Below are 13,940 nucleotides of genomic sequence, written 5' to 3' on the forward strand. Positions count from 1 at the left end.
AACGTATTCTGTGAATCCAGCTGATCTAACATGATGTCATTCATCGAAAATTGCATCTAAACAAGAGCAGCCCCCTATAGTCTAATCAGGATATTGACACCATTTCTATCTCCAGTTACTTTTTGGAAAGGTTTAATGGGATATTATCCATTCAATAGGGGGCTAAATAAATTAAAAACATCGTTATTCGCAGTCTTTTATTCAAAACAAGGATAAGGCAACAAGTAGTAAACCTACGAAAAACAAGATTTTCATTGGTTATTACTTGTTACAGCTTTACTAAAATTTAGTACCCTTTTCCTCTGCCAAGTGTTCAATTAATCTATTTGTTGCTATTCGCAGCTCCCTATGCGCTTTTGCTGAAATAACCTCTAGTTCTTTTTGTTGGTCTAGTAAAATGTTAAAGCCATCTAAATGTTTTTCCATTTTACCAAACGCTTTTTTCTTTTCGAAATGTTCAATTGATCGCAAATGAACTTTCAATGTGCGCACTGCTTGTGGATCCGTCATTTCATCTCCATTAGCCAATTGTTCCACACGATCAAACAGATCTTCCAGTGATGGTTCCGAAAAAGTCCTATCAAGTATGGAAGCTTGCTCCATCAACATGACACCACTTAGATTTTGACTAAGGTCAACCGGATAATTCGGCGGATTTTTCCATGAAGCACCGAAAAGAATCTCATCTTCAGACTCCGCTAATTGCCACGCACTTTCAGCATTATGCAAAATTAACTGCGCAATCGATTCCTGTGTCGGGTCTTCCAGAGCTAAATCGGATAGATAGCGGATCAATATCCCATTAAACAGACCCCCATCCCCGCCACCACGTTCATGTATAATTTGATTTTCATCAGTAAACCGTTCTATTGTCGTTTCAGTTGTCCGGACCGCAGATTGCAAATATTCCTGATCCTTTGTGATCCGAAAGAGTTCTATATTTGCTCCAACGTATGTTCCTTGATTGTAAGTATATTCCTCACTATGGAAGTCATCTCCCTCGATGCCATCATAGACAATACCTGTTTCAGGATCGACAAGTGTGGACGTCTGCCATTCATATATTTTTTTGGCCCATTCTAAATCGCCTTCATTCCCATACTCCTGATACAGTCGGGCAGCCAGTATAATCGCTGGAGCATTGGATGGTGTATTCAAAAAGTCCGAATCTTTATTCCAAGCAATGCCTCCGCCTAAGTCATCTCGCCACCCCGTTTTAATGTCTTCCCACAATGTAAAAACAGCATTCTTATGCGTATCATCATTCGTATGTTCATACAGACGAAACATCGCTAATGCCATCCATAACATATCATCATAAAAATGATTTGTTATTCCACCATTTCGCTCGACAACACCAGAATACAATGAATCTGCTCGATCAATATATTTTTGCTCCCCTGTTCGCTCATAAGCATCCACTAACACATCAATGGCATGTGCCTGCCACCAATAATTAAAGCCGTCATCATTTTCATTCGGATATTTGTTATTAAACATGCTGATGTCCTTATTCCAAAAATTAGCCTGCAAAGAATCCTGTGCCCTCTCTGCTCTCTCTCCCCAAATATCCTCAGCATTCTGCTCTGCTTTCACAACACGAAAACTTGTTTCTTGAAATAACAAAGACAAACATATTAAAAGTAAAAATACGCTAAAAGGAACTTTTTTTCTCACTATGGAATCCTCCCATTATTTTTTTGAGAGAGTAACAATCCAGAATCGACTATTATTTTCATACTCTCAGGTTCCATCATTCGTTTCCTAATGTATGTCTTCCTTTACCACGTTGGAAATGTTATTCAGAATTTTTCTGTTTTACACTGTTGTAGTTTGCCAGTTTTCTAGACTTCATTTTCCCCCTTTCAACTTCTGAGCGAAGTAGGTTATTGTTTCTCGTATTCTCTCGGTCCTATTGATTACGCCTACACAAACATCTTCGAATGTCCTTATTGCTGCTCGTTATGTCCCCAAAAGCACTTTTTAGAGTACAATAAGTAAGCGCATACAGTCACCATAACAGGGTATATATATCAAAGTCAATACATAAATTAAAATATCAATATATCATTTTAAATTGATATGGTTTTGTAATAAACACCTCTAAAATACGACATAATTTGCATTTTCAGCTTAAATAATCCGATTGGTATATCATTTATACATACCAATTTTTTTACAAAATTTATGGGTTAGGAAGACGTAAGCGACATGAAATGGAGAAAACTTCATTACTGAATACGGGGTTCAGTCTCGAATTGGGATATTTCCCCTTCGGTATGGGGTTCTTGAGTCAAGGAATGGGGTTCTTACTTTAAAAATGGGATCTCTTAAGCAAGTATGGGCTTCTTATCGGAATTATGGGGACCTCATTTCAAATATGAGCTTCTCAAGTTAAATATGGGGTTCTTATTTAAATGGGGTTCCTCCCCATGTTAATGGGTTTCTTTATTTGGGTAAGGGCTCCTTCATCATGTTATGGGCTTCCCTCCGAATTTATGGGTTTCTCTTCTCAAATATGGGTTTCTCATTGAATTGCTCCAACCATCGGGGGAGTTTCCATATGGGTTTAACCACTGGCATGAATTTTACACACTCTGCAAATATTTGGTCACAATAAAAAACGCCAAAATGGCGTTTCTTATTGTGAAGGAAAATACTCATTTCCAAAAATATATTTGCAACCACTCTTAAACCTTTTCCTCATTCAAAACCCAATGACGAATGGCTTTTGCAACCCCATCTGCTTCATTCGTGTCTGTTATCCAGTCGGCTGATTCTTTCACTAATTCCTGAGCATTTCCCATGGCAACACCACAACCAGCTGCCTTAATCATCGCTAAATCATTCAGGCTATCACCAACAGCCAGCATTTGATCCATCGAAATTCCCAGGCGGTCACACACCTTTTTTAAAGCATTTGCTTTGTTGATTCCAAGGGCATTCACCTCAATATTAGAGGGGCTTGAATTGCTAATTTCTAGTTGCTTATTCTTTCTTAGCTCTGTTAAAATCTTCTCTCTAACTTCTTGATCATCCACATGAAAACCAAATTTGAGCCATTCCCGTTCAGCAATTTCATCAGGAAAGCCGTCTCGAAATTCTAATTCAGGAGTCATTGCCCAAAAATGAGCCCCATGCTGATCGCATAGCTCCCACATGGTCTGGATATAATCTCGCTGAAGTGGAGTCCGTTCAAGCAAATTCCCTGATGGATCCCAGATTTCACTTCCATTAACAGCCACAAAATAGGAAGTCAGCTGTAAAGAACCTGCATAATCATTGCAAGATTTTACGTGACGCCCTGTACTAATCACGATCTGAACGCCCTTTTCTACCGCCTCCGCAATTGCCTTTCGATTTTCATCCGAGATTTCATGACGCCGATTTAACAATGTTCCATCCAAATCAAGTGCAATAAGTTTAAATGACCTGTCCTTCTTTGCCGTCTCCATTAATGAAACTCCCCTTCTCCCTCGTCATTCTCTACAAGTTGTAGTTTACCATGGTGATTGATTATTTTCAAAATGGTCTAACTATTGACTAATATTTCATATCCATTTATGATAGTGAGTAATCACTCATTTTATCCTTTGAGGAGGAGTAGATATGACTAGCACAATTGTAATGAAGGGCATTAGCAAACAGTTTGGAAAAAAAGTGGTTTTAAACGAAATTGATCTAACGGTGGAGTCCGGGCAAATATATGGTTTGATCGGGCCTTCTGGTTCTGGGAAGACAACATTGGTGAAATTAATTGTTGGGATGGATCGCCCTTCTACTGGAGAGGTCCATGTCTTAGGAACAGCTGTCCCTAATTTGAAATTATTACAAGAAATCGGCTATATGGCGCAAGCAGATGCCTTATATGCAGACCTAACGGGAGCAGAAAATCTCTCCTTCTTTGCTTCACTCTTTAAGTTAAAAAAAGATGTGAAGAAAAAGCGGATTGCTTATGCGGCTGATTTAGTAGACCTCTCTTCTCATCTGCATAAAAAAGTCCAAAATTATTCGGGTGGGATGAAACGACGCTTGTCACTTGCTGTAGCTCTGATTCAAGACCCCGAGGTGCTTGTATTAGATGAACCAACTGTGGGAATTGATCCGGAATTACGCCGGTCAATTTGGACAGAGATCAGCCGATTAAAGAAGACGGGAAAAACCATAATAGTGACAACTCATGTGATGGATGAAGCGGAGAAATGTGATCAACTCGCGATGATCAGGGATGGAAAAATCCTTACAAGTGGAGCTCCACAACAATTAAAGCAGCAATATGGGATCGTGAATTTAGAGGACGTATTCTTACAAGCTGGAGGGAAAATAAAATGAGAATAACTGCTGTTGTGAAGCGAATTATCCAGCAAATGCTACGTGATAAGCGGGCGCTCGCCTTGATGATGGTTGCCCCATTGCTCATTCTTACTCTCCTGCATTATTTATTTTCTAGCGACACCACGATTCCGAAGCTTGGTGTTCTAAATGGCGATGCTTCTGTTATCAACCAGCTAGAAGATAACGATATTATTGTCAAAGAATATGAGCAGCTAATAAACAAGGAAAAGGTTATACTGGAAGATGACTTGGATGGAATTCTGCAATTTGATGGGGACAAAATCAATCTAATTTTAACAAATGCGGAGCCATCCTCAACAAAAGCACTCCAAATGAAAATTATCCAAGCTGTTGCCGCAGAAAACGGGGAGAAACAAGCAGAAAATTTAACCATGTTCATCAAAAATGTTCAAGCTCAGTTGCCAAATACTCCTGAAAATATTGGACAGATGGAAGAACCAGACATGAATATTTCGTATATCTATGGTGATCAAGATACGACCTTTTTTGATCAATTAAGCCCGATTCTTGTTGGCTTCTTCGTTTTCTTCTTTGTCTTTCTTATTTCCGGGATTGCCTTGCTACGAGAACGTACGACTGGAACACTAGACCGATTAATGGCTACCCCGATTCAAAGAAGAGATCTTGTCTTTGGTTACCTTTTAGGTTATGGCATTTTTGCGATCATTCAAACCTTAATTGTTGTCTTTTATGCTGTTAAAGTTTTAGATATTATGCTTGTTGGTTCTTTAGGAAATGTAATTCTCATCAATTTATGCTTAGCATTAGTAGCATTATCATTAGGTATTCTCTTATCCTCCTTCGCCAATTCGGAATTTCAAATGATGCAATTTATTCCGATTGCCATTATTCCACAAGTCTTTTTTGCAGGGATCCTTCCAGTTGACCAAATGGCGGATTGGCTACAAGTGATTGCCAAATGTATGCCAATGTATTACGGAGGAAATGCCTTGGTTGATGTCATGTATAAAGGTCTGGGCTTAAACGATATTCGCACTGATTTACTGATCCTTTTAGGGTTTGCACTGCTCTTCATTATTCTCAATATAATCGCATTAAAAAAATATCGAAAAATTTAACAATAGGGGAGATACAATGTCTGAAGAAGAGAAACTTATCGAACAAATATTTGCAGAAGAAAAGTTAACAGATAAACAAAAGAAAATCATCTTAGCTGCGATCGAATCTTTTTCCGAAAAAGGTTACTCCGCCACCTCGACCAGTGAGATTGCAAAAAAGGCCGGAGTAGCGGAGGGAACCATCTTTCGGCATTACAAAACAAAAAAGGAGTTGTTAATGTCGATTATAGGCTCGTTTATGACAAAATTAATTGCTCCTTATCTTGTAAAAGATTTTCATAAAGTGCTGGATCAACAATATGATCATGTCGAAGACTTCCTGCGAGCGATAATGGAAAATCGAAGAAATGCAGTTAAACGTCTGCTTCCAGTCATAAAAATTTTACTTCAGGAAATCCCTTTCCATCCCGAGTTACGGGAGCAGTTTCTGAATCATATTGCCAAGGATACTTTTGACCGTGTTAAGGAGTTAATTAAAGGCTACCAAGAGAAAGGACAAATCATTGACATGCCACCTGCTAGTGTAGCAAGATTGACCATTACTTCCGCGCTTGGTTTTTTTGTCTCTCGCTATGTACTTTTCCCAGAATTGGAATGGGATGATGAGGCCGAAACAGAGCGCACGATTCAATTTATTTTGCATGGGTTGGGTACAACGAAGTAACCGTTTTTCCCATCTAATCAAAACATTTTCCGCCCGTAGCATCGGTCCTTTCAATGAAGTTGGCGGACCCTAACCATTGTTTGGAAATTAATAGAGGAGTTCAATATATTTTGGAGAAAGAAATCTAATATACGAAGGAGAGTATCATGGAGAATCAATGTTTAGAACAGCCAATCTTACATGATTTACTAAAGACCTGTCACCGGCAATTTGGCTTTCATGTATCAGAAAGTAAACCCATTCGGCAGGGATGGTTAAATTTAAAATGGAAAGTAACAACAGATACAGGTATCTATCTGATTAAACAATACAACAAAGAAAGATTTAAACTATATAATCGTGAGGAACTGGACAATGCCTTTCATCAACAAAATCGATTGCATAATCGCGGACTTCCTTGTCCCATGCTTCTGTCATATGAGGGAGAATACCTTTTTCACTCTGATCAAGATGAACTTTTTACGATCATGGAATACTGCGATGGTGTTACCATGCCTCCCGGTAAAGTTACCAGCTCGCAAATATTCCATTTGGGAAAGATGACAGGCTATATGCATCAGATATTAAATGAGGGCACACTAGCAAAAAGGCATCGCCCTGCCTTTATTATTCCTACTCCGAAAGAACGATCACGTCATTGGAGAGATGTTTGGAAGCAAACTCATAACACTTCACTCTCCACTATTATTGAGACACAAATAATAGTGACTGAAATGGTCAATTTCGAAGAGTTTAATCGAAATACTGGATGGGCTCATCGTGATCTTTGGGTCGACAACATATTATTTAAGGAAGGACAAGTAAGTGCCATCCTTGATTTTGATCGGCTAAAATTTGATTATCCTCATCTAGATGTTGCAAGAGCTGTCATTTCTGCCTCGTTGGCCGATGAAGCACTTGATATTTCCCTTGCATCAGCTTTTCTTGAAGGCTATGGTGAGTATTATCCTGTTGAAAAAGGCTTTCTAACAGACTCTCTAAAGTTACTGTGGTATATGGAGTGTACATGGTGGATAAACGCTAATATGAACAAGCATACAGGGCCACCCGTACGTTTTGCTGAAGAAATGGTTTGGTTGGCCAATCATTATGTGGATTTAGAATCAATTTTGGAAGGTCTTTAAGCCGTCTAAGGGAGGAGGGTTAAAGACGCCAAGTGCCATTCCGATCATATCTTGGCGGCCATAGAATCCATGCCTCATTTACTCAACGATTATAAGCTGTTACAAGCAAAGATTTAGGAAATAAGAGAAGAAAAAAATGATTGAAAACCTGACGAAAACAAGAATATGGAATAGAAGGAAGGACATAAAACAAATGTCGTATGAACCTCAGGGTTTATTCCATCATATTTTGCAAGCAAGTACCTTTCTTAGCCTGAAAGAACAAAATCCTAAATGCACATGTGAGCTGCTTATTTCAGGACTTATTTCCCTTAAATCATCATAATCAATTCGAGTAAAATAGACAGTAGACCAATTAAAAGCAAAAGGGCCGTCAGCCATTCCGTCCGATGGAATCCCTTGATCGCAACTGTTTTTTTAGGTGCTTTAGGATTAAAGTAGACGCAGCAGGCCATTCCCAGGTTTTTCTTGGGAATATTCTCACTGTTCGTCGTCACTCCCTCCATAGCAGTAACATAATAAACCTCTTCCTTATATTCTAATCTAATTCGATAACTGTACCCAACAAATCCATAAGCTCCCTTTGCCCCCCGAACATAGCCAACAATTTCCCCTTCTACTGGTCTCCCTGTGATCATACATTTCAACTTTAAAAAAATAAGGAGACCAGCTATAAAGATAAAAAACAACCCAATAAAAAGCAAAATGTTTCCCCTTCCTAATCAGAACATAGTAAGCCTATCTTATTACTATGTTTCCGTCAGCGTCTACAATAACCGTTTACTATTTTCCATTAATAACAGTAATAGAATGAAGTAAAACTTCATTCTATTACTGTTGACGGTTACTTGACAATCCGACATTCTCTACAATGGATATTCGGATCGATCGATACGCGATCAGCTGCTTAAAAATATTGTCCAACTTCGACAGCCCATGCCCCAAAACGATCGCATTGTATACAGCTGCTTTCATTACAATACCTCTACCTTTATTTTTATTTCTTTAACTCCCAGGCATAAATCTTGTCACCATATGCTTGGTAAGTTAGATAGTATTGTTCTTCATTGGCAAACTCTTTACCGATGGGAAAAACAATATATACTTGTTGCTCATCTCCAGGATCAAGGCTGACTGTATCAATCTCCCCATCTATGTACGGAATATTTCCTCCATCATTTATTGCATTGTCTTCTTCTTGTCTCTCCAAGTCCGGTCTAATGAGAAAGGCCTGTGCTATGTTAGTCGTGCTCGTATCATCTTCCACATAATCTGCATGTTTGCCGTCGTTTTTAAATGTAACATCCATAATCGCAAACATTTCATCGTCATCTGCTTTTTCATCCTCTATACCCGTCACGCTCTCTGGCAATGTATCTGAAATTGAAAAATCATTCACTTCCACAATCGCGCTATATTGGTGCATCCACTCCTTGATCTTCCCCTCTTTCCCCATTGGAAACACATAGACATCATCACCATTTTCATTTGTCGTCTTTTCTGCGTTGCTTAGGTCTTCCCCCTCCTCTTCTTCCGTATCTCCTTGCGACTCATTTGTCGCTTCTTCCTCATCCTTAGCCAAGTCTTCGCCTTCATCCTGAGCATCATCTTCTGTATTTTCCACGATAGGCTCATCCTGATTTGTATTCGTGGATCCCTTTTCTTCATCAACATTGCTACAACCTACAAGCAAAAAACCGAACAATAACATAAACATCATTTTTTTCATCTTGTATCCCTCCATACCATAATTTTCTGACTGAAACTGGTAAAAAATTACAATTAAAAAACCCCACGGGTGTGGTAAATTTTACCATACCCATGTGGGGACTTTTCAAGAGATGTGCTCATTTGCTTAAGGCTAAAAAATTCCTAAGCCGCCATTTCGATCATTGATCTGAGCATAAGACGGCAATAATCAATAGCTTAATATACCCTTTTAAGAGGCTGTTCAAAAAGTCAGGTAAAAATGACACTGCGAATTTCTTCGTTGGCTTGCTTTTCCGCTGCTCATGTATCTAAATACATACATTCCGCTGCTCAAAGCTACGCCGCCTCGAACTTTCGACGTACAGGATGTACTAGTGTCGGTGTTGCTGACAGGACGTCAGCGCCTTTAGCCGACTTGGCCCTTTTTATCCTCCATTTTGAACACGCACTTTAAGAAAGTCAGGTAAATGTCAAAAGCTTGCCAATAGGCAAACAATGTGCATCCGCACCATGACCGAGTTGTTCTGTTGTCGCAATCGGAAATGGGTATCCTTTGGTCATCTCTAATATCTGTTCCTCCAAAAGATGATTCTGATTTTGCGAGCGGATTTCGGTAAATGTTCCTAATAATAGCCCCTGACATTGTTCTAAATAGCCAGTTTGTTGTAATTGCGCAAGTAAGGAAGCTGTTCGGCTAATTCCTCCTCCTAAACTTTCCAAAAATAATATTTTGTTGGTGGGATCAGGCATATAAGGAGTGCCTGCCAGCTTCAAAAAGCAGCGAATATTCCCGCCAATTACGACTCCCTTCATCCCTTGGCCACGTATCCATCTATATTGAAAGGTGATATCCTTTGCTCCATCCACCTCTTTTTCCATGAACCATTTCCGAAATAGATTCAGCTGGGTGGAAGCATCCTCCTTAACGAGGTTCGCAATTTGATAATGGAATGTTGGTACCTGGGTTCTAACATAAATAGCGTTTAATAGGACCGACAAATCACTAAGTCCCACAAAAGGTTTCGGGTTTTTCCTGATGACCTCTTCGTCTAAGTAAGGCAAAATTTGATTTGCTGAATCTCCACCCGAAATATCAAAGATCATCTTTATTTTCTCGTCCTGAAACATAGTCATTAGTTCATTTGCCCGCTCTGTTGCTTCCCCGCTGAATGGTGAATCTCCTTTGCGGAAAATGGTTTGCGCCAACTTTACTTTTAGCCCTAACATTGTTAAAGCATCTACAATTTCCTTAACAATCGTGCTCTCCTTCTCACGTCCATCAGAACAAGCAATGAGCCCAACCGTATCACCTAGACAAAGTGCTGTTTTCACTGAATCTCTTCCTTTCAACTGTTAAAAGATAATGCTTTACTGTTTTCCGGTAGTTGAAAAGGATTTTCCTTATTGATTCGATCATAAAACATAATGCCGTTTAAATGATCAATTTCATGTTGAACTACAATCGAGGCATATCCCCTAAGTTTCAATACAACCTCTTCTCCCAATAGATTATATCCTCTCACTTTAATCCGCTCATATCTTGGTACAAATCCTTTTACCTCCCGATCAACAGAGAGACATCCTTCACTTGGTGGTAAATAAATCATCGATACAGAATGGCTAAGTATGCGAGGATTGATCAGGGTATATTCATGCTCTCTGCCCTTTTCATCTGTTAAATACGCCGCAAACATACGCTTATTTAATCCAATTTGATTTGCTGATAAACCTACACCAGCACGTAAACGATACTTCTTCGCTAAAACAGGATCCTGACTATTTTTTAAAAAATTCATCATACAAATAAGCGTCTCTTGGTCTTCTTTTGAAGGTGGAATTTTTACTTCCTGCGTCTGTTGATGCAAGATAGGATCCCTTTCCCTAATAATGTCATTCATTGTTATTGTGTAATGCGCATGAAATTTACTCATAAGTAAACAATTCATCTACCTTTACTTTTAAAATTTTCGATAATTTAAACGCCAATTCTAATGTCGGGTCATATTTATCATTCTCGATACAATTAATCGTTTGCCTAGCAACTCCACATTCAATTGCAAGCTGCTGTTGAGTCATATCCATTTTCTTTCGTATCGCTTTAATTTTATTATTCATAAGCATCTCCTATGTCAAAAAGATAAGACATTTTTATTTTAGAGGAATTATAAAAAACCTGTCAAGTACTTTGGACATTTCAGTATGATGAGCATATAGATTCCTATAAACTAGATTATGGAACTCATTGGCATTGATGGAATGGGGAGTTCGGTAACAAAGGCTTAAAAAGGAGTTTAATACGGAAGGAAAAATGAACGTTGCAAAAGAATTGTTAAATTACAAAGATGAATTTTGATCTGAATATGATGAAACATTGGATTTGGATGTTGGGATGTATGATATTAGTACCCGTGAACCAGTGACAATGGAACATCTTGATTCCATTGAATTCAGCTGGAAGTTATTGACACTGCCATTCATTATCGCAATGAACTTGTTCGTCAACTCGACTCCATTTCCCAAGAAGATTTCGCAATAAAGCATATAAACGGAGATAAAAATCTATTTTTCTGTTTATTAGTTTCTATTCCCCGCGATCGGCATTATATTGAACAATTCACTAAGGATCTCTCCCATTAAGTATTTTAAGAATGACTAGTTCTACTGACAAGGTAGTTCATAGGGAAAAGAGCAACTACATCCTCTTTTCCCCATAGTAGGTCAAGTATTGAGGCCATTCTAGGAATATTAAATAAATCGCTTGATAACATTTTTCTTACAAAATTTAAATTTGCCAGTTTTCTGGAGTTTACCAAGGCATTCCAATTACTGCGAACAATAACCAAGCAAGGCCTGGCCCAAATACAATAAAGGCTCCTGCGATGTACAATAGATTTTTGAAAAACTTACCTTCATTCTCAACTTTCGCATTTGCCATTATTAATGCGCCATTTGTTGAGAAAGGACTTATATCAACAACACTTGCGCCAATTGCAATCGTGGAAATAACGCCAACTGTTGAAATATTAGGATCCTGTAGAATTGGTGCAGCTAATGGTACAACAGCTGCGATGAAACCCGCTGTCGAAGCAAAGGCAGAAACAAATCCACCGATATAAGATGCAGCAAGTGATGCTAAATATGAATTTCCTACGCTAGCAATAAATTCATTTAACATATCCATCGTACCAACCATTTCCATTACACCAACGTAAGTTACGATGCCAGTGACCATAATAATGACTGTCCAAGGAATTTGCTTCAATGCATTTGCTGATTTTTTAGGCGCTATTAATGATAATATCAAACCAATTGAAAATGCTCCGAATCCCATATCAATTTCCAATACAAGTCCCATCACAACGAGAAGAAGAATACCTAGAATTGTAACGGCTCTATAAGGAGTAAGCTTGTTTTCAATTTCTTCATTTTCATTTGAAGAATTCTTTGTTTGAACATTAGATTTCACTTTTAATAGCTTGATTCCGCCAAATAATATAAATACAACAATTGAAATGGCTACATAATAAATAAGACAGTTGATAAAGAATGAGATTGGAGAATACACTATCCCTTCTTTACCCATAATCCCTTGTACAATTAGTCCATAAAGATTAATTGGTGAAAATGAACCGGCATAGATGCCCGTAGAAATCAAAATACCTACTAAGATAGGATTAATTTTATATTTATATGCTAATTGTAAGCCAATCGGATAAAGGATTGGTGCAACAGCAACTGTCGAAACACCAACCGTTGTGAGCAATGCACATATTCCGAATAATACCCAAGGCAGCAGACCGACATTCCCTTTAACTAATTTAAGCCCCCATGAAATGATTAAATCTAATGTGCCATTATTTTGCGCAACTGCAAATAAAAACGAAACACCCGCCAAAAGAATAAACATTCCCACAGGAAAAACACTATAGATCTCATCAATACTCAGTCCACTTATTAAGGATCCCACTACAAATGCAGCAACAAAACCGAGCACACCCATGTTAACTGAAATAAATGACCCTATGATAAACATGAATAATAATACAATTATCGTTATAATCTCTAAACTCACGTAACACAGCTCCTTGTATAGATACGCGAATCGCTCTAAACTAGTAACTTGAAAGTTCAGAAACCTCTACATGGAAACTCTCACATAAAGCAATTTCGAAATTAATTCTATATTAATAGTTTAGCGTACTATGTCAAATACTTTTTTTCCCATTTTTAAGTATAGGAAATACACCTACCACCGTGAATTTCCAAAAAATGGTTTAGTAAGTAGCAACTAACAGTGAACTCTATGTTCATTCACCACGCTTTCTCGGATCTGAAGTGGAAATGCCTCGTTTTCAATTCTGCAGAAAGTGCATCCTGGCATAGTACAAATTTAATTTAACGTACTGCTCGCATTTGCAGGACGAGGTGGATAATGCTAAACACCGAGGTCAATAAGCCTCCAAGGAAACTACCGATCTCACCTCGACCCCAGAAAGTGTGGTGAACTTTTGTAGGCTTGACATGGAGCCTCTGCGGGCATGAGTTTACTGGCAAAGCGGCAAGAGGAATTGAATTTGCCCTGCCGGATAAGTCTATCATGCCCGCCACTCCATATAAAGCGGTATTCTAGTATTTAATTAGCGTCTAATCAGTCTTATGCAACAGCTTTACTCTCTGTCTTTTGAGAGCACAATTGACTGTATTTAAGCTTTTTATTCATCTCACCCATGATGTGAAAATCTGGCTGTTTTGATAAAAATGGCTGTTGGTCTCGTAACATCGCAAAGGCAATTTTGATAAATTTATTGCCCATTGCGATAAACACTTTGCGAGAATGTTTTCCTTTTTCCTTGAGTCGTTGTTTGAACGGTTGTAAATCCTTATTATGTGTTGAGAGACTGAACCCGATATGATAGACGACATGCCGGAGATGAGGGTTTCCTTGTCTGGAAATTCGACCATAGTACCGGGATCCCTCGTCTCCGCCCGATTGTTTGATAAGAGGGT

At 38.5% G+C, this 13,940-nt stretch carries 14 protein-coding genes; 4 read left to right on the forward strand and 10 right to left on the reverse strand.

What is annotated here, in order from left to right; genetic code table 11:
- Positions 1 to 279 precede the first annotated feature (279 nt).
- A complete protein-coding gene (locus tag KI375_RS02530) occupies positions 280 to 1,677 on the reverse strand; it encodes a glycoside hydrolase family 76 protein (protein ID WP_212971954.1) in 1,398 nt (465 codons plus the stop codon).
- A gap of 1,013 nt (positions 1,678 to 2,690) precedes the next feature.
- A complete protein-coding gene (locus tag KI375_RS02535) occupies positions 2,691 to 3,455 on the reverse strand; it encodes a Cof-type HAD-IIB family hydrolase (protein WP_212971955.1) in 765 nt (254 codons plus the stop codon).
- A 154-nt stretch (positions 3,456 to 3,609) separates the two neighbouring features.
- On the opposite strand from KI375_RS02535, the gene KI375_RS02540 reads away from it, so the two are divergent.
- The 4 genes from KI375_RS02540 (at position 3,610) to KI375_RS02555 (ending at position 7,223) form a co-directional block, all read left to right on the forward strand.
- Positions 3,610 to 4,332 (forward strand): ABC transporter ATP-binding protein, encoded by a 723-nt coding sequence (locus tag KI375_RS02540; protein WP_212971956.1) that lies wholly within the window; start codon positions 3,610 to 3,612, stop codon positions 4,330 to 4,332.
- Positions 4,329 to 5,435 carry an ABC transporter permease gene (locus tag KI375_RS02545; RefSeq protein ID WP_212971957.1) on the forward strand — a complete coding sequence of 369 codons (1,107 nt, stop codon included), beginning with the start codon at positions 4,329 to 4,331 and terminating at the stop codon, positions 5,433 to 5,435. The genes KI375_RS02540 and KI375_RS02545 overlap by 4 nt, the downstream gene beginning before the upstream one ends.
- Before the next feature lie 16 nt (positions 5,436 to 5,451).
- A complete protein-coding gene (locus KI375_RS02550; protein WP_212971958.1) occupies positions 5,452 to 6,099 on the forward strand; it encodes a TetR/AcrR family transcriptional regulator in 648 nt (215 codons plus the stop codon).
- Between the two features lie 146 nt (positions 6,100 to 6,245).
- Complete coding sequence (locus tag KI375_RS02555) at positions 6,246 to 7,223, forward strand: phosphotransferase (protein WP_212971959.1); 978 nt, start codon at positions 6,246 to 6,248, stop codon at positions 7,221 to 7,223.
- Between the two features lie 311 nt (positions 7,224 to 7,534).
- Here the strand turns inward: KI375_RS02555 and KI375_RS02560 are convergent, their stop codons facing one another.
- The 8 genes from KI375_RS02560 to KI375_RS02595 form a co-directional block, all read right to left on the reverse strand.
- Positions 7,535 to 7,927 carry a DUF3592 domain-containing protein gene (locus tag KI375_RS02560; protein ID WP_212971960.1) on the reverse strand — a complete coding sequence of 131 codons (393 nt, stop codon included), beginning with the start codon at positions 7,925 to 7,927 and terminating at the stop codon, positions 7,535 to 7,537.
- A gap of 127 nt (positions 7,928 to 8,054) precedes the next feature.
- Positions 8,055 to 8,198, reverse strand: coding sequence for a hypothetical protein (locus KI375_RS02565; protein WP_212971961.1), 144 nt, complete (start codon positions 8,196 to 8,198; stop codon positions 8,055 to 8,057).
- Between the two features lie 22 nt (positions 8,199 to 8,220).
- Positions 8,221 to 8,952 (reverse strand): DUF4352 domain-containing protein, encoded by a 732-nt coding sequence (locus tag KI375_RS02570; RefSeq protein ID WP_212971962.1) that lies wholly within the window; start codon positions 8,950 to 8,952, stop codon positions 8,221 to 8,223.
- A 440-nt stretch (positions 8,953 to 9,392) separates the two neighbouring features.
- Positions 9,393 to 10,265: a S66 peptidase family protein gene (locus tag KI375_RS02575; RefSeq protein ID WP_244852186.1), complete on the reverse strand. Its 873-nt coding sequence runs from the start codon at positions 10,263 to 10,265 to the stop codon at positions 9,393 to 9,395.
- Positions 10,266 to 10,279: 14 nt separating this feature from the next.
- Complete coding sequence (def, locus tag KI375_RS02580; RefSeq protein ID WP_212971963.1) at positions 10,280 to 10,864, reverse strand: peptide deformylase; 585 nt, start codon at positions 10,862 to 10,864, stop codon at positions 10,280 to 10,282.
- Complete coding sequence (locus KI375_RS02585) at positions 10,857 to 11,048, reverse strand: helix-turn-helix transcriptional regulator (protein WP_212971964.1); 192 nt, start codon at positions 11,046 to 11,048, stop codon at positions 10,857 to 10,859. Before KI375_RS02585 ends, def begins: the two co-directional genes overlap by 8 nt.
- Before the next feature lie 691 nt (positions 11,049 to 11,739).
- Positions 11,740 to 13,005, reverse strand: coding sequence for an SLC13 family permease (locus KI375_RS02590; RefSeq protein WP_212971965.1), 1,266 nt, complete (start codon positions 13,003 to 13,005; stop codon positions 11,740 to 11,742).
- Positions 13,006 to 13,587: 582 nt separating this feature from the next.
- Positions 13,588 to 13,940 (reverse strand): transposase (locus tag KI375_RS02595; protein ID WP_212971966.1); only part of this gene is annotated, 353 nt, incomplete at its 5' end.

The organism is Bacillus sp. J14TS2 (assembly GCF_018333015.1).
Lineage (GTDB): Bacteria > Bacillota > Bacilli > Bacillales > Bacillaceae_C > Lederbergia.

Coding starts and splice junctions, on each gene's coding strand:
- KI375_RS02535 (WP_212971955.1), bottom strand. CDS start 3,455: ATGGAGACGGCAAAGAAGGACAGGTCATTTAAACTTATTGCACTTGAT.
- KI375_RS02540 (WP_212971956.1), top strand. CDS start 3,610: ATGACTAGCACAATTGTAATGAAGGGCATTAGCAAACAGTTTGGAAAA.
- KI375_RS02545 (WP_212971957.1), top strand. CDS start 4,329: ATGAGAATAACTGCTGTTGTGAAGCGAATTATCCAGCAAATGCTACGT.
- KI375_RS02550 (WP_212971958.1), top strand. CDS start 5,452: ATGTCTGAAGAAGAGAAACTTATCGAACAAATATTTGCAGAAGAAAAG.
- KI375_RS02555 (WP_212971959.1), top strand. CDS start 6,246: ATGGAGAATCAATGTTTAGAACAGCCAATCTTACATGATTTACTAAAG.
- KI375_RS02565 (WP_212971961.1), bottom strand. CDS start 8,198: ATGAAAGCAGCTGTATACAATGCGATCGTTTTGGGGCATGGGCTGTCG.
- KI375_RS02570 (WP_212971962.1), bottom strand. CDS start 8,952: ATGAAAAAAATGATGTTTATGTTATTGTTCGGTTTTTTGCTTGTAGGT.
- def (WP_212971963.1), bottom strand. CDS start 10,864: ATGAGTAAATTTCATGCGCATTACACAATAACAATGAATGACATTATT.
- KI375_RS02585 (WP_212971964.1), bottom strand. CDS start 11,048: ATGAATAATAAAATTAAAGCGATACGAAAGAAAATGGATATGACTCAA.